The 19,121-nt window shown below is 62.0% G+C and carries 21 protein-coding genes and 2 pseudogenes; 15 read left to right on the top strand and 8 right to left on the bottom strand.

Annotated features, from left to right (window positions below):
- The first annotated feature begins 506 nt into the window (after positions 1-506).
- A complete protein-coding gene (locus MLD63_RS17570; RefSeq protein WP_255331215.1) occupies positions 507-1,226 on the top strand; it encodes a Crp/Fnr family transcriptional regulator in 720 nt (239 codons plus the stop codon).
- On the opposite strand, the gene MLD63_RS17565 is transcribed toward MLD63_RS17570, so the two are convergent.
- A complete protein-coding gene (locus MLD63_RS17565) occupies positions 1,221-1,766 on the bottom strand; it encodes a hypothetical protein (protein WP_255331214.1) in 546 nt (181 codons plus the stop codon). The two genes, MLD63_RS17570 and MLD63_RS17565, sit on opposite strands and share 6 nt — an antisense overlap.
- 53 nt (positions 1,767-1,819) lie before the next feature.
- Here MLD63_RS17565 and MLD63_RS17560 point away from each other — a divergent pair, with 53 nt between their 5' ends.
- From MLD63_RS17560 to MLD63_RS17510, 11 genes and pseudogenes are all read left to right on the top strand, one after another.
- Positions 1,820-4,009 (top strand): heavy metal translocating P-type ATPase, encoded by a 2,190-nt coding sequence (locus MLD63_RS17560; RefSeq protein ID WP_255331213.1) that lies wholly within the window; start codon positions 1,820-1,822, stop codon positions 4,007-4,009.
- Complete coding sequence (gene ccoS, locus MLD63_RS17555; RefSeq protein WP_255331212.1) at positions 4,006-4,182, top strand: cbb3-type cytochrome oxidase assembly protein CcoS; 177 nt, start codon at positions 4,006-4,008, stop codon at positions 4,180-4,182. The genes MLD63_RS17560 and ccoS overlap by 4 nt, the downstream gene beginning before the upstream one ends.
- Complete coding sequence (gene ccoN, locus MLD63_RS17550) at positions 4,182-5,831, top strand: cytochrome-c oxidase, cbb3-type subunit I (protein ID WP_439957690.1); 1,650 nt, start codon at positions 4,182-4,184, stop codon at positions 5,829-5,831. Before ccoS ends, ccoN begins: the two co-directional genes overlap by 1 nt.
- Before the next feature lie 13 nt (positions 5,832-5,844).
- Complete coding sequence (gene ccoO / locus MLD63_RS17545) at positions 5,845-6,612, top strand: cytochrome-c oxidase, cbb3-type subunit II (RefSeq protein ID WP_255331210.1); 768 nt, start codon at positions 5,845-5,847, stop codon at positions 6,610-6,612.
- A 1-nt stretch (position 6,613) separates the two neighbouring features.
- The gene (locus MLD63_RS17540) at positions 6,614-6,784 is read left to right on the top strand and encodes a cbb3-type cytochrome c oxidase subunit 3 (RefSeq protein WP_255331209.1); all 171 of its coding nucleotides are present in this window, start codon (positions 6,614-6,616) and stop codon (positions 6,782-6,784) included.
- Positions 6,775-7,653: a cytochrome-c oxidase, cbb3-type subunit III gene (gene ccoP, locus MLD63_RS17535; RefSeq protein ID WP_255331208.1), complete on the top strand. Its 879-nt coding sequence runs from the start codon at positions 6,775-6,777 to the stop codon at positions 7,651-7,653. Before MLD63_RS17540 ends, ccoP begins: the two co-directional genes overlap by 10 nt.
- Positions 7,650-7,820 carry a hypothetical protein gene (locus tag MLD63_RS17530; RefSeq protein WP_255331207.1) on the top strand — a complete coding sequence of 57 codons (171 nt, stop codon included), beginning with the start codon at positions 7,650-7,652 and terminating at the stop codon, positions 7,818-7,820. The genes ccoP and MLD63_RS17530 overlap by 4 nt, the downstream gene beginning before the upstream one ends.
- Positions 7,814-8,695, top strand: coding sequence for a DUF2189 domain-containing protein (locus MLD63_RS17525; protein WP_255331206.1), 882 nt, complete (start codon positions 7,814-7,816; stop codon positions 8,693-8,695). Before MLD63_RS17530 ends, MLD63_RS17525 begins: the two co-directional genes overlap by 7 nt.
- Before the next feature lie 15 nt (positions 8,696-8,710).
- A complete protein-coding gene (locus MLD63_RS17520) occupies positions 8,711-9,190 on the top strand; it encodes a group III truncated hemoglobin (protein ID WP_255331205.1) in 480 nt (159 codons plus the stop codon).
- A gap of 215 nt (positions 9,191-9,405) precedes the next feature.
- Positions 9,406-10,038, top strand: coding sequence for a 5-formyltetrahydrofolate cyclo-ligase (locus MLD63_RS17515; protein WP_255331204.1), 633 nt, complete (start codon positions 9,406-9,408; stop codon positions 10,036-10,038).
- A gap of 77 nt (positions 10,039-10,115) precedes the next feature.
- Positions 10,116-11,112: pseudogene (locus MLD63_RS17510) on the top strand (IS481 family transposase).
- Here MLD63_RS17510 and MLD63_RS17505 read toward each other — a convergent pair.
- From MLD63_RS17505 to MLD63_RS17485, 5 genes are all read right to left on the bottom strand, one after another.
- Positions 11,109-11,822, bottom strand: a complete 714-nt coding sequence (locus MLD63_RS17505) for a recombinase family protein (protein ID WP_255331203.1) — start codon at positions 11,820-11,822, stop codon at positions 11,109-11,111. The pseudogene MLD63_RS17510 and the gene MLD63_RS17505 sit on opposite strands and share 4 nt — an antisense overlap.
- A 72-nt stretch (positions 11,823-11,894) precedes the next feature.
- A complete protein-coding gene (locus MLD63_RS17500; RefSeq protein WP_255331202.1) occupies positions 11,895-12,425 on the bottom strand; it encodes a phage terminase small subunit P27 family in 531 nt (176 codons plus the stop codon).
- Between the two features lie 4 nt (positions 12,426-12,429).
- Positions 12,430-12,894 carry a phage terminase small subunit P27 family gene (locus MLD63_RS17495; protein WP_255331201.1) on the bottom strand — a complete coding sequence of 155 codons (465 nt, stop codon included), beginning with the start codon at positions 12,892-12,894 and terminating at the stop codon, positions 12,430-12,432.
- Positions 12,895-13,151: 257 nt separating this feature from the next.
- Positions 13,152-13,364 (bottom strand): DUF7220 family protein, encoded by a 213-nt coding sequence (locus tag MLD63_RS17490; protein ID WP_255331200.1) that lies wholly within the window; start codon positions 13,362-13,364, stop codon positions 13,152-13,154.
- Entirely contained in the window at positions 13,361-14,677 is a 1,317-nt protein-coding gene (locus tag MLD63_RS17485; RefSeq protein WP_255331199.1) for a site-specific DNA-methyltransferase, read from the bottom strand. The genes MLD63_RS17490 and MLD63_RS17485 overlap by 4 nt, the downstream gene beginning before the upstream one ends.
- Positions 14,678-15,132: 455 nt before the next feature.
- Between MLD63_RS17485 and MLD63_RS17480 the strand changes: the two genes are divergently transcribed.
- Positions 15,133-15,396, top strand: coding sequence for a hypothetical protein (locus tag MLD63_RS17480; protein ID WP_255331198.1), 264 nt, complete (start codon positions 15,133-15,135; stop codon positions 15,394-15,396).
- Between the two features lie 108 nt (positions 15,397-15,504).
- Here the strand turns inward: MLD63_RS17480 and MLD63_RS17475 are convergent, their stop codons facing one another.
- Both MLD63_RS17475 and MLD63_RS17470 read right to left on the bottom strand, forming a co-directional pair.
- Complete coding sequence (locus MLD63_RS17475; protein ID WP_255331197.1) at positions 15,505-16,539, bottom strand: PRC-barrel domain-containing protein; 1,035 nt, start codon at positions 16,537-16,539, stop codon at positions 15,505-15,507.
- A 2-nt stretch (positions 16,540-16,541) separates the two neighbouring features.
- Positions 16,542-17,174, bottom strand: coding sequence for a hypothetical protein (locus MLD63_RS17470; RefSeq protein ID WP_255331196.1), 633 nt, complete (start codon positions 17,172-17,174; stop codon positions 16,542-16,544).
- A 739-nt stretch (positions 17,175-17,913) separates the two neighbouring features.
- Here MLD63_RS17470 and MLD63_RS17465 point away from each other — a divergent pair.
- The gene (locus MLD63_RS17465; protein ID WP_255331195.1) at positions 17,914-18,696 is read left to right on the top strand and encodes a hypothetical protein; all 783 of its coding nucleotides are present in this window, start codon (positions 17,914-17,916) and stop codon (positions 18,694-18,696) included.
- Positions 18,689-19,121 (top strand): annotated as a pseudogene (locus MLD63_RS17460) (hypothetical protein); the annotation flags it as partial. The gene MLD63_RS17465 and the pseudogene MLD63_RS17460, both read left to right, overlap by 8 nt.

Raw genomic sequence — 19,121 nt, 5'->3', positions numbered from 1 at the left:
GCAGGTATCGCTGGAGCTCATCGCCGAGAGGGTGATGGCGAACGTCCTGCATTGGCAGCCTTGCGGCCACCTCGACCTCTGGCATGATCGGGAAGGGTCCCCTCTCCTTTCCGAGGCTTGCGTTCGATCTGCGATAGGGCGCCGGAACCGATGATTTCCTCGCACAAGCCCAGCGTAGAGTTGTCCGACTTTACGCGGCGGATATGGCTCTCGGCCAACGCGACCGTGCTGCTTGTCGTAGTGACGCTTGGCGACCTAGTGGCGCTGCCGTTGCGCTAATTGATCGGCCACCAGACGGCCAAGTCTCGAATTCGTGCAGGCGAAGCCGGGCAGAGGCACTTTTCTTAAAGAAAGGAATGTCACGTTGATTCAGCACGGCTATCTCTCCTCTAACAGTGGGTCCAACACTGCTCGGAGATGTCTATCATCGGCATCCGGCTTGAGTTTAAGTTGAAGACGACCCCTACTGGATATCGGCTTGGGGGCAAAACAGTGAGGAGCGATCCATGCGCGCTGACATTCACAATGCTGATGTTCCTGTTCTTTGTCGCGCCTGTGAAGCACGTCATCGCGGCATCTGTGGCGCGCTCAATGCAGCGGAGCTATTGCGCCTTGGACGGACGAGCAGTCGGCACGAATTCGAGGCCGGCACGACGCTTATGGCTGCGGGGGAACACGGCCAACATTGCTCGAACATTCTAAGCGGCGTGGTCAAGCTGTCCAAGATTCTGCCAGACGGTCGCCAGCAGGTCGTCGAGCTGCAATTCGCGCCGGACTTCGTCGGACGTCCCTTCGGCGACGAGAGCGATGTCCTGGTAGAAGCCGCCACTGACGTGCGTCTGTGTTCGTTTCCTCGAGAGATGATTGTGACGATGATGGAAGGTTCTTCGGCGCTCGAGAATCGGATGCACCGCCAGGCGCTCCGCCAGCTTGACGAGGCCCGCGAGTGGATGATGATCCTTGGGCGCAAAAGCGCTCCGGAAAAAGTGGCGTCTTTCCTGCTTATGCTTGCGCGCCATATCCGACCCCAACTTGACGGTTATGCGACGTTCTTTGACCTTCCTCTGGCGCGCTCTGACATCGCCGATTTTCTTGGCCTTACGACCGAAACGGTTAGCCGGCACATGACGAAATTGCGCAAGGAGGGTATCATCGAGGTTAAAAAGGCGCGCCACATCCATATTCAGAAAATGGACCTGCTAAAACTTGCCGCCGCTAACTCATAAGGTCGCCTGCGCTCGCAGATAGAGTGGCAGCATGACGTTGCGATCAAAGGCCGAATGCCTTTTTAGCGGCAGGAAAAGCCCCCGTATCAGATAGCCCAGCCGATCGGCGTCCGCGGCTTGGGGGTTCCGGATAAAGTGCATGATTGTTTCGGACACCAACGCGGCGTGATCTTCGTCTTCGACGTGCTCTGCCCGGAGACGAGCGACGGTCGGGCCAAGCGACGCATCGAGCTGCAGGATTGTCGGGAAGACGTGACGCTCCTCAAGATCTTGACAGGCCCACAACGTCGGTTCCAGCGCGTCCGCCAGCATTCCTGCGGCCAAGGTATCTATCCGATGGGGTAGTTGATCAGCCAGGATTTCCAAGTCTATGCACAGACGTTCCTGATCCCAGATCACCAGCGCGTATTGCTGCGCGTCCCCTGGGAGCTGCAAGGACGTATATTCGGGACTTGGCAACCGCACATCTCCCGCGAGGTCGTTACTGGCGTTGAAAGCAATCATACGTCTGAAAACCGCACGGGAGTTGATCTGGATCAAGAAATCGCGATCCCGCATCGCTAGGGATTGGGAAACAACCTGACGGATTCCTCGTGCCTACAAGTGACGCCTTCGTTCCGACCACTGCCAAGGTGGTCACACTTTCCGCTCCGACTATCCGCTGCGGCGGCTGTGTCGCGGCGATCGAACGCGCCCTGGCATCGATACCAGATGTGGATAGCGCGCGGGTCAATCTGACCATGCGCAGGATCAGCCTGACACCCGCGGGCGGAGCTGCCGACCTGAGTACCGTATTCGCGGAGCTGGAAAGGATCGGGCATCCTGCGACCCCGATCGATGCGACAGAGGTCGCGGCGGAGATCGAAGACAAGACCGCCCAAGCCTTGCTTCGCGCCGTTGCGGTGGCCGGCTTCGGAACCATGAACGTGATGCTGTTGTCCGTGGCGGTGTGGTCGGGCGCGTCTGGAGCGACGCGAGACACCTTCCATATAATATCGGGGCTGATCGCGGTTCCGATTGTTGTCTATGCAGGGCGGTTCTTCTTTACATCGGCCTGGTCGGCGCTGCGGCGCGGCCGCATGAACATGGATGTGCCAATTGCTCTGGCCATCGCTCTTGCGACTGGTCTGAGCCTGTTCGAAACAGCGCGCGGCGGCGAACAGGTCTTCTTCGATGCGGCAGTGACGCTGACATTCTTTCTGCTAATCGGCCGCTATCTCGATCATCGGATGCGCGATCGTGCGCGCAGCGCTATGACGGGTCTTTCTCGCCTCGCCATGCGCAAGGCAGTTGTGGTCGCCCCGTCGGGCAGTTTGCGCGACATTCCGGTGGATCAGGTCGTCCCCGGCATGATGCTCCGCATTGCAGCGGGGGAGCGTATCCCTGTGGACGTGCGCATCGTGGCAGGCACGACCGATCTGGACCGCGCTCTCGTGACCGGCGAGTCGCGTCCGGTCTTGGTATGCGCAGGCTGCGAGGTCGAGGCTGGCGCATTGAACCTGACCGGCCCGGTCGATGCCGTTGCCCTGCGACCCGTCAGCGACAGCTTTCTCGCCAGGATGATGGGAATGCTTGCCACGGCCGAAGAAGGCCGCGGCCGTTACGTTAGGATCGCGGATCGCGCCGCCCGATTTTACGCGCCAGTCATCCATCTTCTTGCGCTGGCGACGTTCGTCGGCTGGCTCAGCCTCACGGGCGACTGGCAACGCGCGGCATTTGTCGCGATCAGCGTCCTGATCGTGACCTGTCCGTGCGCGCTGGCTCTTGCCGTTCCGGTCGCCCACGTTGTCGCCGCCGGACGGCTTATGGCTGACGGAATCCTGATGAAGGATGGCTCGGCATTGGAGCGACTGGCGGGGGTCGATCACGTCGCCTGGGACAAGACAGGGACGTTGACGACCGGAGACCCCACGATCACCTCATTGCCGGAACTGGATCCGACCAGCGAATTGGCGGTGGCGGCGCTCGCGGCGCGATCGGCGCACCCAGCCGCGCGCTGCATTGCGTCACGACTTGCTTCACTCGGTAATGCGGCTGTGGATGTCTTGGAGAGCCCTGGCCTCGGGATCGAGGGCGTGACCGCGGGTCGGCGTGCCCGGCTTGGCCGCGCGTCTTGGGTCGCCGAGATCGCAACCGGACCCGCCGACGGCGAGGGACCCGCCTTCGCCTTCGAAGGCGGCGAAATGGTCAGATTTCCCCTGAGCGAGAAGCTTCGCGATGGAGCGCCCGAGGCGTTCGAGGAACTCGCGCGGATGAACTTGCCCGTCGAGATCCTATCCGGTGACGAACCCGGCGCCGTGGGTCGGATCGCGGGTAGACTGAGTTTTGTCCAAGCACGGGCAGCGATGAGTCCGTCAGACAAGATTGCGCGTCTTCAGGTCCTTCGCGCGGAAGGACACAGGGTGCTGATGGTCGGTGACGGGCTAAACGACACTGCGGCCCTCGCCACCGCGCATGTTTCGATGTCTCCCGCCTCTGCCTCCGACGCGGGGCGCGCCGCCGCCGACCTTGTGTTTTTGCGCGACGACCTCCGCGCCGTGCCGCAGGCTATCGCGGTTGCCCGGCGCACCAGCCGGATCGTGCGCCAGAACTTCGGTCTGGCGATCCTCTACAACTGCATCGCGGTGCCCTTGGCGGTTGCCGGTCTCGTCACACCGCTGATCGCGGCAATCGCGATGTCTGCCTCGTCCCTAGCAGTGGTAGCCAATTCGCTGCGTCTTAACCGGCGCGACGCCCAGGCGCCTGCTCCGACCGTTTCACACTTTGAGGAGGCTGCAGCATGACCATTCTCTATCTGCTGATCCCGATCACGTTGGTCATGGGCACGGCAGGACTTTGCGCTTTCTTCTGGTCCTTGCGCAGCAATCAATACGACGATCTGGCGGGCGACGCCGAACGCATCCTCTACGACCATGACGATGCCCCGCTGCCGGCAAAAAAGGAGTCCTGCCGATGATGACGCGCCTCACGACGATCGAGCGGCAGGGGGCCATGCTTCTGTCCGGCCTCATCGCGTTTGCTGGCCTTGCTTTGGCTGTCATCGGTCGTGGCGACGCGATGGGGGTGCACGGCTGGATCACGCTGATCCTTGCCGGCACGCTGTTTTTCATCGCGGGAAACGCCGCCTACGCGCCCGAGCCGACAGAGGATCGCACGAAAAGCTACTATGACGATCCGACGAAGATCGGTTTGCTGCTTGCGCTGTTCTGGGCTGTTATCGGAATGGGCATGGGCGTCTGGGTGGCGGCGCAGCTTGCCTGGCCCGACCTCCGCTTTGACGCAGCGTGGTCAAGCTTCGGACGGCTTCGACCGGTTCATACATCGGGCGTTATTTTCGGCTTCGGGGGTAACGCCCTGATCGCCACCTCATTCCACATCATGCAGCGCACTTGCCGCGCGCGCCTTGCCGGACATCTGTCGCCCTGGTTCGTTCTGCTGGGATTCAACCTGTTTTGCATCATCGCCGCCTCGGGCTACCTGATGGGCGTAACCCAATCCAAAGAGTATGCCGAACCGGAATGGTATGCCGATATCTGGCTGGTGATCGTCTGGATCGTGTACTTCATCCTCTACATCCGCACGCTGGCGCGTCGGAACGAGCCGCATATCTACGTTGCGAACTGGTACTATCTGGCCTTCATACTGGTCGTGGCGATTCTTCACATCGTCAACAATCTCGCCGTGCCGGCATCTTTCGGGGCCGCCAAAAGCTATTCTGCCTTTTCGGGTGTCCAGGATGCGATGACCCAGTGGTGGTACGGTCACAACGCTGTCGCCTTCTTCCTGACCTCCGGCTTTCTCGGGATGCTTTACTACTTCCTGCCGAAACGCGCTGAACGCCCGATCTATTCTTATCGACTGTCCATCCTCAGCTTCTGGGGCATCGTGTTCTTCTATATCTGGGCAGGCTCGCACCACCTGCACTACACCGCCCTGCCGATGTGGGTGCAGACCCTGGGCATGACGTTTTCGGTGATGCTGCTGGTGCCATCTTGGGCCAGCGCCGGCAACGCGCTGATGACCTTGAACGGTGCCTGGCAGAAGGTGCGCGATGACGCGACCCTGCGCTTCATGATGGTGGCTGCGGTGTTTTACGGCCTTTCGACCTTCGAGGGCTCATTCATGGCCGTGCGCGCGGTGAACTCGTTGTCGCATTACACCGACTGGACGGTCGGCCATGTGCACGCGGGGGCGATGGGATGGGTTGCGCTGATCTCCTTCGGGTCGATCTATGCCGTCGTGCCGGTGATCTGGCGCAAAGAATCGATGTACAGCTGGAAGCTAGTCGAATGGCACTTCTGGCTCGCCTTGGGTGGGACTGTCATCTACGTCTTCGCGATGTGGAACAGCGGCATCACCCAGGGGCTGATGTGGCGGACCTACACGGAAAGCGGGACGCTCGCCTATTCCTTCACAGACACGCTCGTGGCGATGCACCCCTATTATGTGGCCCGCGCGATCGGCGGTAGCATGTTCCTTGCAGGGGCGGTCATCGGCGCGTTCAACGTAGTCATGACGATCCGCAACGTCAGCCACGCGGCGCCGCAGCGCGATTACCCGACCGAGTCAGAGGCGAACGAGCCTGCAGTGCCGGCGGCGGAGTAAGGTCATGCTCAGAATGTTCCTCAAACCTTTTGCTCGCTTCTTCGAATTTCACGCAAGGACGCATTACCGCGCCGAACGCCATTCGATGGCCCTGACCGGCGGAATTATCCTGGCCGCGAGCGTGGGCGGGTTCATCGAGATTGCACCGCTCTTCACCATCGACGACACGGTCGAGGCGGCTGCTGACATGCGGCTTTATACGCCGCTCGAACAGGCCGGACGGGACATCTATATCCGGGAAGGCTGCTACGCCTGCCACAGTCAGATGATCCGTACGCTTCAGGACGAGGTCGATCGCTATGGCCCCTACTCGCTCGCTGCGGAAAGCCAGTATGACCATCCGATGCTGTGGGGCTCGAAGCGTACCGGCCCCGACCTCGCTCGCGTAGGCGAGAAATACTCAGACGACTGGCAGGTCAGACATCTGGTTGATCCGCGCGCTTTGGTGCCGGAATCCGTGATGCCGCAATATGCTTTCCTTCTTGATCGTCCGTTGGCGATCGAAAGCCTGCCGGCCCGCCTGTCCGCCCTTCGGGCGGTGGGTGTCCCCTATACGGACGACCAGATCGTAAGCGCGGCACGGGATGCCTATGGCCAGGCGCTGCCCGACACCGGGAACGCTGACGGCGTCCTTGAACGCTATGGAGAAGAGACGAACGTACGGATCTTCGATGGTCGCCGCGACAGGCTGACCGAGATGGATGCACTGGTGGCCTATCTGCAAATCTTGGGGGGGCTGACCGAGCTTCCCGCCGAGACACAACCGCTGCGGGGTGAATGACATGGAATTGACCTACGAGGCGACGTCCGCCTTCGCAAAGTCCTTCGGCCTGATCTATCTGATCGCTCTGTCGGTGGGGATCACTGTCTATGCCTTCTGGCCCTCGTTGGGGAAACGGTTCGACAAGGCCGCCAAAAGCGTTCTGGACGATGAGGACGGCCCATGTCGGTAAGGGAACGCGACCCGCTGACCGGACACGAAACTACCGGTCATGAGTGGAACGGCATCACCGAGCTGAACACGCGGGTGCCCAGGGCCATTTGGTGGGCGGTGGGAATCACCCACATTTGGGCGTTGGTCTATTGGGTGCTGATGCCTGCCTGGCCGCTGGTGACGACTTATACCAAGGGCCTCCTCGACTACGACGATCAGGAACGTGTCGAGCGGGACGTGACCGAGGCCAATGCCGAACGCGCGACATGGGCGCAGGCTCTTTCAACGCGCGCAGCCGACGAAATTCGCAATGACGCCGCCCTGATGGAGCATGTTCGGCGCACCGCACCGTCGCTCTTTGGCGATAATTGCGCCGCCTGCCATGGGTCGGACGCGGCAGGCGGACCGGGTTTTCCCAATCTGGTGGACGATGCTTGGCTGTGGGGCGGCGACGCAGAGACGATCATGGAAACGCTTCGTGTGGGAATCAATTCACCCCATCCCGAAACCCGGTTCGCCCAGATGCTCGCGTTCGGCGAGACCGGTATCCTGAGCCGTCCGCAAATCCGCACGGTGGTCGATTATGTCCAGTCCCTTTCAGGCCTTGAAACCCGGGCGACCCCGGCGCGTCTTTCCGAGGGAGAGGCGATCTTTGCCGAGAATTGCGCAAGCTGTCATGGTGATGACGCCACGGGCAGCCAAGAGATTGGAGCACCCAATCTGACAGATGATGCCTGGATCTATGGCGGAGGCGACGCTGTGATGTTCGAGACAATCAATGAGGGCCGTCAAGGCTGGATGCCCGCCTGGGAGGAACGGTTGACCATCGCCGACCGTATGGCGCTGACGCTTTACCTGCAGGATCTCGGTGCGGAGGAACGCGAATGAGCCGTGCCCGCCTGTTCGCCTTTGGCTCCGCCGGGCTTATCGTTCTGGGCTTCGTGGCTGCAAACGCCCATCTGATGACCGTCGCCATCCTCTCGCAGCCCGATTGCGTTCTCGTTACGTCAACTGAAGAAGGGACCGCGCATCGCGCGGCGAAACCGTCATGCTGAGCGACCGCACCGATCCGCCGCCCCCTGACAATCCTCATGCGGGCGGGATCATCCCGAAAGTGGTTCCGCCTCTGCCTCGAGAGAACCTGCGGGCGCGTCACTTGCCGTGGCACACCGCATTCGCATGGCTGCGCGCCGGCTGGATGGATCTGTGGAGAAACCCGGCGCCCAGCCTGCTTTATGGCGCGGGCGTCTTCTTGATCTCTCTCATCGTGATCTGGGGATTGTTTCAGTTCCGGTATGAGTATGCGCTGTTCCCCGCGCTTGCCGGGTTCATGGTTCTAGGCCCGCTGATCGCCAGCGGACTTTACGAAAAGAGCAGGCGGCTAGAAACGGATCAGACGACTCCCCTTGCGACGATGATCCTGGTGGCACCGCGATCCGGCTATCAGGCGCTTTTCATGGGCGTCATGTTGCTCGGCCTCTTTATGTTGTGGCTCAGGGCCGCGGTGCTGATCTATGCGCTCTTCTTCGGGCTCAATCCGTTCCCCGGGACAGACGAGCTGATTCCGTTGCTGTTCCGCACCCCGACCGGGTGGGCGCTCATCCTAACGGGCACCGTCGTCGGGGCGCTGTTTGCGGCCTTTGCATTCGCGATAAGCGTTTTTGCCGTTCCGATGCTTCTGACCGAACGCACGGACGCGCTTTCGGCGATGGGGATCAGCATGGCGATGGTGGCCGCCAATCTTCCTGTCATGCTCGCTTGGGGCGCGGTCGTCCTTGGGCTCTTCCTCCTATCGATCGCCACGGCGTTCGCGGGACTGATCCTCGTCTTTCCACTTCTTGGGCACGCCACCTGGCACGCCTATCGCGACATTCGAGCGGAAGTACGACAGGGCGGCGACGCAGAACGCATGTTCATTCGTCCAGCGTAACACAGGATAAACGCCATGACCCATCGTCAAGCGCGCCCCCTAGCCGAACCGGAACAGACATTAACGATCGCGTCCGCACGCCCACATTTGACGGCTGCCCTCGTGGCCGAGACGGGCCTGACAGACGACGTCCTGCGCGACCTCGTTCACGCCTTTTACGCGAAGGTCCGCAGTGATCCCGTCCTCGGACCGATCTTTGCCGCGCGCATCACGGATTGGGGACCGCACCTGGCTCGGATGGTGGCTTTCTGGTCTTCTGTTGCGCTGATGACCGGCCGTTACCACGGTCGCCCCGTCCCTGCGCATGTGATGCTGCCGATCAATGGTGAGCATTTCGAACGCTGGCTCGGCATCTTTCGCGAGACGGCACGCCAAGTCTGCACGCCAGCAGGCGCAACGCATGTAATCGAACGCGCAGAACGAATAGCCCGCTCGCTTCACATAGCAGTCGAAGAGGCGCAGGCAACGCCAGATACCGTTCCCGCTCTGCGTTGAAGGTGCTCGAGACATTTCGGCGTTGATGAGCAACGACGATTGTTGGGACGACCGGACAACCGCGTCTCTTGCGGAACGGTGATGCTGTCTCGACGTTGACACGATGGTGAGCTTGCAGCGACTGCGGCGGCATGACCTCGCGAACCAGGTACGGGAGGAGGCCAGTGGTGGCGGATGATAGCCAAACGGGAAGACGCTACGCCTCGTCGCCATGCATGGCTGGCGGCGATCCCGAACAGGCGCGCGACGTCGCGCGTTGGCGCCAGGCCGAGCGTCTCCGACTGCGCGCCGCGCGACAGAACCTGAGCGTGGAGGCGCGAAACGCCGTTGCCACCGCGTTGCAGGCTCATCTGCTTGACCTGCTTGCGCGCTGTTTCGGCGACCTGCGGGATCGCGTCTTTTCGGGCTACTGGCCGATCAAGGGTGAGCCGGACCTGCGCCCTGTCTTGAGCGACCTTCACCACGCCGGCGTCCGGGTCGCGCTTCCGCTGGTCGAGGTCAAGCAGGCCCCGCTGGTCTTCCGCCGCTGGACACCCGACACGCGGATGGTGCGCGGCGACTGGAACATTCCCGTGCCGCCCCCCGAGGCCGAAGTGCTGACCCCGGACGTGGCGCTCGCCCCTTTCGTGGGCTGGGACCGGAAGGGTTACCGGCTCGGCTACGGTGGTGGCTATTTCGATCGCACGCTGGCCGCGCTCGACTCGAGACCCTTCGTGATCGGCATTGGCCTTCAGGCCGCAGAACTGGGCACGATCTATCCGCAGCCGCACGACATCCGCTTGGACGCGATCCTGACCGAGTGCGGTGTGCAGGTCATCCACCTGCGCGATCATTCTGCGAGCGATTGAAGCGTTATCGCAAGACTTAGGTGTTTGATCCCACGGTTTGATGGTGCGATCCTTTCTCAGGAATGGAAGGAAGCATAATGGGCCAGGTTCGTCACGGAAGCGCCACGACCACGCACGCCGTCAGAGCTGCAATAATGAGGGCTGGCCCGCCATCGGTCCGAGGGTCGGCCCGAATGATCGCAAGCTTCGCTCGCGACGTTGAGCCGGGATCTTGGGATCAACCCGAAGACCGTTGCTAAATGGCGCAAGCGCCAGACGGTCGAGGACCTCAAGACCGGGCCGAGAGAACCGCGCTCGACGATCTTGACCGAGGCCGAAGAGGCGACCATCGTCGCTTTCCGGCGGCACACGCTGCTGCCGCTGGACGACTGCCTCTATGCCCTGCAGCCATCCATCCCGCACCTGACACGCTCAGCGCTCCATCGGTGTCTGCAGCGCCACGGCATTTCTCGGCTGCCTGACGTGGAGGGCGACAAGCCGAAGCGCCAGAAGTTCAAGCGCTACCCCATCGGCTTCTTTCACATCGACATCGCCGAGGTGCAGACCGCTGAGGGCAAGCTGTTTCTGTTCGTCGGCATTGACCGCACGAGCAAATTTGCCGTGACCCAGCTCGTCGACAAGGCAGACAGGAAGACGGCCTGGGAGTTCCTGCAGCACATGCTCGAAGCAGTGCCCTATCAGGTCCACACCATTCTCACCGACAACGGCATTCAGTTCGCCGAGCAGCCTCGGAACCGCAACACCGTTTATTCTCGGCCCATGCGTTTCGACATGATCTGTGAGGCCAACGGGATCGAACATCGCCTCACAAAGCCCAACCACCCGTGGACCAACGGCCAGGTCGAGCGAATGAACCGCACGATCAAGGACGCGACCGTCAAACGCTTCCATTACGACGATCACGACCAGCTCCGCACCCACCTGTCAGACTTCATGGCAGCCTACAACTTCGCCCGCCGGCTCAAGACCCTCGGCGGGCTCACACCGTATGAATACATCTGCAAGATCTGGACATCCGAGCCAGACAGATTCATCCTAAATCCGATCCATCAGATGCCGGGACTGAACAGCTAGGGCCCCATATTCGCTTTAGCGCTGACACTTGATCGTGCCAGCAGGTTTCTGACCGTGGAGACGTGCCAGCGGCCACCCCGACGTGTTAGGATGCCACGCGCGTTGAGCGCTGCGGCGACCCCCCGCAGACTGCGCACGCCCTCTGCGTCAAGGCCGGCGATGACAGTCTCCAGTGAGGCAACATGTGCGTCAGCATTGCGCGAGACTGCTGCGCGGAGCGCCCGTCCGTCATCGCCGCAGCGCCTGAGAGCCGCTGCACCGTTCGGATTGCCCAGCCTCACGCCACGCGCCTTCGCCGCAGCCAGGGCCTCCCGCGTCCGCCGGGAGATCGCCTCGCGCTCCTGCTGCGCCACCAGCGCCATGATGCCGATGGTCAGGTCGTTGGCCTCGGGCATGTCGCAGGCCAGGAAACGAACGCCGCTGTCACGCAGTTGCAGGAGGAAGGCCGCGTTACGCGACAGCCGGTCCAGCTTGGCGATGAGCAGCGTGGCGCCGGTCAGCCGAGCCTGGGTCAGCGCCGCGGACAGTTCAGGCCGGTCGTTGCGTCGACCGCTCTCGACCTCGGTGAAGCGACCTGAGAGCGTCGCGCTGCGAGACCGGAGGAAGTCCTCGATCGCGCGGCGCTGCGCTTCGAGGCCAAGGCCTGATCGACCCTGTCGCGCCGTCGAGACTCGCTCATAGGCGATGTAGCGCTGCGTCGATCCTGCCATGGCCGTCCTCGTACAAACCTGCGTAACGGTGGTTGCGCAGTTCTGTACATCGGGTGAGCCCAGATCACGTAGTCAATTGATCGGCCGTCTGGCCGTTATTCCGTCGGGCTTCGTCTCAGCCTCGCCTGCACGGTCCCGAGGGCCCTCGTCCTTCGCCTCGGTGCGGGTCTTGCCCTCGTAAGGCACGAGCTGGATCATCGTCGGGAACGTCACGGTCTCCGGCAACTCGATCGAGAGCCGGGCCCGGGCAACCGGTGTCAGACCCAACTCCGCCATGAAGCGACCCATCAGCTCCATCTGCTTGTTGGCAACCGAGAGCCACGGCGATTGCTGGACGTAGCCGCTCGGCGTTTTCAGCAGCGCGGGCGTCTCGGCGAGCTTGGTTTCGGCCTCCGCCCAACGACCGTAAGCCTGACAATAGGCCGCGAGTGCAGAGCGGTCGGCCAGTGTCAGGATCCCCGCTTCATGCAGCGGCGTGGCCAACCGGCGCCATTCCTTCTGAGCCACATGGGAAAGGTGGCTCGGGCAGCGCGGCAGCGCGTTCAGGCGCGTCCTCGTCAGGGTCGGCTTGCGCGGGATGGGTTTGCGTCCGGTTCTCATCATGGCCTCACATGTCAAACTGCGCCCAGACGGCGGCGATAGCGGGATCGGTGGCCGAGACATCCACCGCCAGCCGAGAGCGCGAGGAGGGGGTCAGGCCGAGTTCGGCCATGTAGCGCGCCATCAGCTCGCGCTCCTTGTTGGCGATGGTGAGCCAGGGCGAGTGCTGGATGTAGCCCGAGGGCATCTTCAAGAGGATCGGCGTCTCCTTGAGTTTGCGTTCCGCCTCGACCCAGCGGCCATAGGACTGGCAATAGGCCGCGAGTGCGGCACGGTCGACCATGGTCAACAGCCCGATCCGGTTCAGGTCCCGCGCGAGCCGTTTCCACTCGGCCTTGGCGGACGGGTTGAGATGGGCAGGACAGGTCGGCAGATCCGCGGTGGGCTGCGGCTCGGCACCGTTGATCGGCCGCTTGCCGGGGTTGCCTGCGACGAGCTTGAGGCGGGTCGGTGTCGGCTTGCGGCCTCTCATGGCCGCACCTGCTTCGAAAGCGCCGGATTGTTCATCTGCGGAGTTGGTCGAGTCATCGCATCCTCACCGAAGCTGCCCAGAGCCGCGACGATCCAACGATTGCCGGGGTTTCGCGTGATCGGCTTCGAGGATACCCGGTCGGCAATTTCGCGGTCGCGCGCGCGTGCCGAGGCCGCCGGTCCCGTGGCAAAGGCTGCCTGACTTTTGACCGCCCCCCCGGGTGGCTACGCCATGGATGACGACACCGTGGCACCCGTTCATCGGCCCAGCCTCGTGAAGACGCGCCGCAGGACGTAGCTGCGAGCGAGCGAGAGCACAGTGAATGCGATGTAAAGCCCGAGCTGCTCGCGCAGGCTTGCCTTGATGCCCGTAGCCTGGAACAGCATCGCCTGGACTACGAGGACGAGACCGAACCCCACGGTGACGTTGGTCACCGCCTCGATCAGCGACGTGGCGCGGGACTGGCTCATGACGCCGCCCTGAGCAATGCGGCCGCTGCAAGTTCATGCGCGATCCGCGTGCCCTGGCGCTCGGCGGCGATCGTCCCGAAGGTGCGGCCGTCTCCTTCCAGCACAGCCTTCTTGCCGGTGAAAGCCTGCCAGCGCAGCACGATGACATCGACATAGGCCGGATCCAGTTCGACCGCGTAGCAGTGCCGCCCCGTGGTCTCGGCGGCGATGATGCTCGACCCCGATCCGCAGAAGGGCTCATAGACCGCCTGCCCCGGGCTTGAGTTGTTCAGCATCGGCCGGCGCATGCACTCCACTGGCTTTTGCGTGCCATGCACCGTCTTCGCGTCCTGGTCACGGCCGGGGATCGTCCACAGCGTCGATTGCTTGCGATCGCCCGACCAGTGCCCGGTGCCACGGACGGCGTACCAGCAGGGTTCGTGCTGCCAGTGATAGTGACCGCGGGAGAGCACCAGCCGCTCCTTGGCCCAGATGATCTGGCTGCGGATCGCAAAGCCCGTCGCCTCGAGGCTCTCGGCCACCGTGGCGGCATGCAGCGCGCCATGCCAGACATAGGCGACCTCGCCGGGAAACAGCGCCCAGGCCTCGCGCCAGTCGGCGCGGTCGTCGTTCAGGACCTTGCCGGTGCGCTTGGTCTTCGCTGCCCCCACCTCGTTGCGCCACGCAGGGTCATAATTCACGCCATAGGGAGGATCCGAGACGAGAAGATGCGGCGTGACGCCGTTCAGTATCCGCGTCACCGTGTCCGGATCGGTCGAGCTGCCGCATATCAACCGGTGTGAGCCGAGGATCCACAGATCACCCGGGCGGGAGACCGGATCGCTAGGTGGTTCCGGTGTCTCCTCTTCGTGCGGGTCGGGCGCATCGTGACCCAAGAGCTTGTCGAGCTCCGCGCCTTCGAAGCCGAGGCTGGTCAGATCCACGTCGAGATCTGCGAGATCGCCCAGTTCGAGCGACAGCAGCTGCGCGTTCCATCCCGCCTGCTCGGCCAGGCGGTTGTCGGCGATGATGTAGGCGCGCTTCTGCGTCTCAGAGAGGTGCGAGAGCTCGATCACCGGCACGTCACTCAGCCCGAGCTTCTGGGCCGCCAGCACCCGGCCGTGGCCCGCGATGATCCCGTTCGCGCCGTCGACCAGCACCGGGTTATTGAAGCCGAACTCGCGGATCGAGCCGGCGAGGCCCGCCACCTGGGCCTCGGAATGTGTCCGGGCGTTGTTGGCGTAGGGGATCAGGTCGGCGACCGCGCGGCGGGTCAGGTCGCGGGCTCCGGCGAAGGGCGCTGCGCGGTTCTCGGTGATGTTCTGTCCAGCCATGATGCCCCCTGATGCGTTTCCGGCCCCTCAAGGCAAGGTTCGCCGCAAGCATATCAGATCTCGCAACCGCTTGAAAGAATGACACTTTCCGACATTCTGCGACAGCAGACGACACGGAAGCCGCGGCGACTTTTCCGCACTTTGGCGCGAGCGACGACGGCCTCAGCGCTTGTGGATCGGCGGTTGACTCGGCGGCGTTCAAACCCGGCTGAGGCAACGGCCATGACAAGCCGCAGGGAAAAAAAGGACAAACTTCAGACTATCGGGCGTATGGTAATTCAGAGTCCCTATACGGGGGATAATAGGAAAACTGTCCCTGCTCGTCCCTGTCGCCCAAAATCGTGCCGCAGCACGACCCGGGTGGAGGGGCCGAATTGGAAGCTGTCCCACACGTGAGTGTATCCACCCTCAAAGATCGGCTTCATTTGCTGCGAAGAGGTTTAAGGAGAACTGACATGAAGCCAAGCCCTGCCTCGCTCTCGATCGGCGTCTTCGCGATCCTTGGGGTGCCGGCCGTTGGACAATCTCTGCCAGGCGATGTTCAAGGCAGCTGGGATATTTCCACCGAGGAATGTCGAACGGGGGGAACATCCGTGACGCAGATCGACATAACCTCCGACACATTAGCAACCTTCGGAGGTAATGCCATCGTGCGTGAGATTGACCGCGCGGGTGCTGTCATCTTCGTCGCTGCAATGGAAACGACAAGGCCAAGGTAGCTTCTCTGCGTCGCCAAGATTTGGCCCGAGCGGTGCCGCAAGCCCAAAGCATAGCCGTAAGCGAAGCCAGCACTCACGGCTTCGCCGGTTTGTTATATCCCACCGCACTTAACCGTCGAAACGGAACTCGATCGCGGCATCTTCTGAAAGAAATTCCTGACTGAAATCAGGAAGCGCTCTCAGTCCTTGCTCATCGAGACGCGTGCGGATCGTAGGGCCTTCGCCCAGCATAATGTCATCCGATGGTAAGGCTTTCATGCTTTCACCGATGCCAAGGAAGCCGCCCGCTTCGAGCACGACGGAGCCCTGACCATCCTGCGAAACGCCGCCGATCTGTCCGACGAGTTGCCCATCGGTATCAAAAACAGGCAGACCCTTCAGCTCACCGACTCGCACGACGCGGCCGTAAGTTCCGGTGCCCGACACAATTTCTGTAGTACGGTTGCTAGTCCCCTCTATTGGAATGGGCGGCAGCCACTCTGGGTCGATTTCGGCAAGCTTAGCATTTCCCTCCTGTGTGAGGATCGGAATCCCGAGATCGTCGGCAACTCGCAGCAAACCATCTGCGGGATCCTCTCGGGCAGCACGGAACGTCGTATCGACTGCGAGAATCTGGTAAGCCAGTTCGAGATCCGGTGACCCAGCGTCTTCACCAGCGTCTCGGAATAAATCTACGAGCAGCTGGTTTGAGTGGTCGGTATCTAGCGCGTTCCGCATCGTAAGGGCTTTCTCATCCCCTTCCGCGGCGGCTTCGGCTATTGCGATAAAAGCGGGAAGGACAGCGTCAGCGTAGTCAACCCCGGCGGATGAACCATCCCCCCAGAGCAGGGCTGCCGTGCGGATATATCGAACCTGAGCTACTAGCGGAGTGTCGCAGTACATGGATGGCGCAGTGTAGCGGCTATCAGCCGGCCAAATATCGACACGGGTATTCGGGCTGCACTCGGGGACAACGATGGTGACTGCCTCATTGCCGGAAGAGGCGTGTACACGCTTCCCTTCTATCCAGACAGCATAGCCGGGCGTGCGCGGAGGCGCAGGCAGGAAGTTCACCTGGACCTTGATCTGAACCTCGTCTGCTAAGGCTAAGTGCGATATCGTCGCCAACCCGGCAGCCGATACGGCAAGTCGCAGCATCGTCATCTTCACCCCTTCAGATTAACCGCGTCGTCAGAAACCCCAGACCTAAAAAACAATCGCCGGGCAAGAATTACGAACAGCCAGATCCCAAAAGAAACAGCACCCACGAGCACCACGAGAAGTCCCCATGCGAGCATGTCCATGTAGTGTAGCAGGAGCTTTCCGGTGATCCACCTTTCTTCCATAATGCGCGCCACCTGCTCAGTCCGAGGTGCATAACTGAACTCGATCGGCTGCTCGATATCTGGCGCCTTCTGCGCAGTGATCTGCACAGTTGCGTCCGGCGGGAGCGTCAGCATGAGGTTTAGCTGACCTTCCCCATGACCGGGTCCTTCGGAAATTTGCCTTATGGCCACGGCACCGATTCGAGTGAGGCTTAAGGCGAGCTCTGATTCTTCCGCCTCTTTTTCGAAGCACACGGAGGCGGACACCTCACAGTCCAAGATGAATGCGCCCTCTACCGTCTCGCCACCGACATTCGAAAGGGTTAGGGATATCTGCTGCGAGTCTTGATCCAAAGAGTAAACAAGGGTTGGACCCTCGCGAAGGTCACTGAGGTGCTCGCTAAAAAAGAAGCTGACAAAGCCGAGTGACAAGCTGAAGAAGACCGGCGCAGCCAACTTGATATACTTATCCATGCAGACTTCTCCAGCTTGGAAATCCTGAACTAAAACTCAGTGCATAGCATTTTTGCGATACCCTGCGGAGTGATCCATTAATAGCAGAGTTTAACCATGACAAAACTTCTCGGGCCGCACCCGAACCAATTGGAGCCTTAGTATATCAGAGTCCTTCTTCTACGCCGACGCCAAAAAACCACCTTTATGTCCCATGTAGGAATCTGCCATCGGCCTGAATCCGCTTCGTCCCGTGTAGCTATGGTTGGTCGCATTCGATGACTGAGCTCAACTGCAGACGTCGAACACGCCGGCGACGAGCACGAGCCTCGCGCGCGCCCCTCTCCTCCCTCTTAGCCCTCTGTCGGTTGGTGAGCCCTCGAGCAGAAGGCAGAGGACGACCAGCCCCCCGGCTTACGCCCGAGCTGGTCCCGCTGCCTTCGCGATCCCTGTCGGCCGGAGCCGCCCCGTCGCTTTGGCCCTCGAGACCGCTCATGCCCTGCGTCTCGAGGTCAGCCGCTACTTGCGACACCGGGCCTGGTGCCGGGGGACGCGCTTCGGCCTTTCGGACTGCGTCCCGGCATCAAAGGGACGGATGGGACAGATAGGACAGGTTAAATCGATTAGTTGCTCACACGCGCGCGTGAGACAGATTACCGAATCTTCTGTCCCATCTGTCCGATCTGTCCCGGTCGCGGGTAGCGATTGACGCGGAAGACCTCGGTCGCGCAAACTGCTCCGCAGTGAGGAGGTCCCTGGGATGGGCCATATCCATCTTCAGGTGTTGCCCGGGTCACGGAAGTGGCGGCAGGTTGTCGAGCTCCTCGGTAGCGAAGCCGCCGACGAGACTGTCCTTGCAGCCAGCGCAATCGCCGCGGAACGCGATCTTCTCCGTGCTGCCAATGATCCCGTGTTCGTTGAGGCCGTCCGGCTTCTGCTGATGATTCCGTTCTCGGCCCGAAGCGACGACTTCGCCCAGTCGTTGCGGGATAGCGATCTGGCCGTTGGCTCGTCGCCTGATCTGTTCGAGATCTGCGCTGGCGCTTCAGAACGGCTCGATGACATCGCGCGCGCCGCCAGCCGCCGAACGGACTTCGGAGAACTCGCGGGGCGCGCGCTCATCGGCACGCTCAACGATCAGATCGGCGCGGCCCTGCCAGGCTTGTTCGAGGCAACCGACCGGGACGTCCAGATCGAGGCACAACGGCTGTCCCGTCCGAACGGGATCGCGGCCCTCTCGCGGGCGTTCTTCGGGCGCCTGCTCTCGGACTCGCTCTCATACTGGCTCGATCGAACCCTGGCCATGCAGACCGGGCCCGGACTGCGCCTGCCCGATGCCGGTGCCCGAAGTGCGTTCGATGTCGCGCTCCAGACCTACACCCAGGAAGCGACGCGGATCATCCAGGAGTTTGCCCCGGGGTGGTACGGAAAGCGACTGCATGAGGACGGGCGGATCGGATCGCCGCAGGCTGCCGCCTTCGCCGCCGTGGCGATGAAGAAGATCACCGAGGAGCTTCGGCGCAAGAGGGACGCCGATGCCTGAGGCGGTGGTGGGAACTGATCGCGCACGCGGACCGCTTAGCATCCGTCTGAACGGCACCGACCCGACGTTTAGGCTGCGCGCCGACCGTATTTCGGCGGCGCTTGTTCGGCCCATCGAACCACGCCTGCAGGATCTGCTCGACATCGCAGCCTATGTCTTCGCTGCCGACAGCGAGGTTCAGCGAGGGGGTCCCACCCGCCCCCACATGGGCGAGGACTGGCATCGGCAGTTCGACTTCGATCTGCCGGTCCGTAATCCCGGCTTCTGGAACCGCCCGGAGGTGATCTCCGCGCTAACCGACGCCATCACGTTTCTCACAGGCGACATCGTCAGTTTTCGGTTCCACGCGCAGGATACCGTTGACCAGGAGGAGCCCTTCCTCCCCTTCGAGCCGGAGGGCGATGCCTTCGCGGCGGACGAGGTCA

The sequence above is a fragment of the Paracoccus albicereus genome (assembly GCF_024359525.1).
Classification (GTDB): Bacteria; Pseudomonadota; Alphaproteobacteria; order Rhodobacterales; family Rhodobacteraceae; genus Paracoccus; species Paracoccus albicereus.
The sequence above is the reverse complement of the archived record's forward strand: the minus strand, read 5'-3'. Positions and strand labels throughout refer to the sequence as shown.

Bases quoted from the DNA above. Each gene is read 5' to 3' on its own strand.
- MLD63_RS17570 (WP_255331215.1), top strand. From the start codon at position 507: ATGCGCGCTGACATTCACAATGCTGATGTTCCTGTTCTTTGTCGCGCC.
- ccoS (WP_255331212.1), top strand. From the start codon at position 4,006: ATGACCATTCTCTATCTGCTGATCCCGATCACGTTGGTCATGGGCACG.
- ccoN (WP_439957690.1), top strand. From the start codon at position 4,182: ATGACGCGCCTCACGACGATCGAGCGGCAGGGGGCCATGCTTCTGTCC.
- ccoO (WP_255331210.1), top strand. From the start codon at position 5,845: ATGTTCCTCAAACCTTTTGCTCGCTTCTTCGAATTTCACGCAAGGACG.
- MLD63_RS17540 (WP_255331209.1), top strand. From the start codon at position 6,614: ATGGAATTGACCTACGAGGCGACGTCCGCCTTCGCAAAGTCCTTCGGC.
- ccoP (WP_255331208.1), top strand. From the start codon at position 6,775: ATGTCGGTAAGGGAACGCGACCCGCTGACCGGACACGAAACTACCGGT.
- MLD63_RS17530 (WP_255331207.1), top strand. From the start codon at position 7,650: ATGAGCCGTGCCCGCCTGTTCGCCTTTGGCTCCGCCGGGCTTATCGTT.
- MLD63_RS17525 (WP_255331206.1), top strand. From the start codon at position 7,814: ATGCTGAGCGACCGCACCGATCCGCCGCCCCCTGACAATCCTCATGCG.
- MLD63_RS17520 (WP_255331205.1), top strand. From the start codon at position 8,711: ATGACCCATCGTCAAGCGCGCCCCCTAGCCGAACCGGAACAGACATTA.
- MLD63_RS17515 (WP_255331204.1), top strand. From the start codon at position 9,406: ATGGCTGGCGGCGATCCCGAACAGGCGCGCGACGTCGCGCGTTGGCGC.
- MLD63_RS17505 (WP_255331203.1), bottom strand. From the start codon at position 11,822: ATGGCAGGATCGACGCAGCGCTACATCGCCTATGAGCGAGTCTCGACG.
- MLD63_RS17500 (WP_255331202.1), bottom strand. From the start codon at position 12,425: ATGATGAGAACCGGACGCAAACCCATCCCGCGCAAGCCGACCCTGACG.
- MLD63_RS17495 (WP_255331201.1), bottom strand. From the start codon at position 12,894: ATGAGAGGCCGCAAGCCGACACCGACCCGCCTCAAGCTCGTCGCAGGC.
- MLD63_RS17490 (WP_255331200.1), bottom strand. From the start codon at position 13,364: ATGAGCCAGTCCCGCGCCACGTCGCTGATCGAGGCGGTGACCAACGTC.
- MLD63_RS17485 (WP_255331199.1), bottom strand. From the start codon at position 14,677: ATGGCTGGACAGAACATCACCGAGAACCGCGCAGCGCCCTTCGCCGGA.
- MLD63_RS17480 (WP_255331198.1), top strand. From the start codon at position 15,133: ATGAAGCCAAGCCCTGCCTCGCTCTCGATCGGCGTCTTCGCGATCCTT.
- MLD63_RS17475 (WP_255331197.1), bottom strand. From the start codon at position 16,539: ATGACGATGCTGCGACTTGCCGTATCGGCTGCCGGGTTGGCGACGATA.
- MLD63_RS17470 (WP_255331196.1), bottom strand. From the start codon at position 17,174: ATGGATAAGTATATCAAGTTGGCTGCGCCGGTCTTCTTCAGCTTGTCA.
- MLD63_RS17465 (WP_255331195.1), top strand. From the start codon at position 17,914: ATGGGCCATATCCATCTTCAGGTGTTGCCCGGGTCACGGAAGTGGCGG.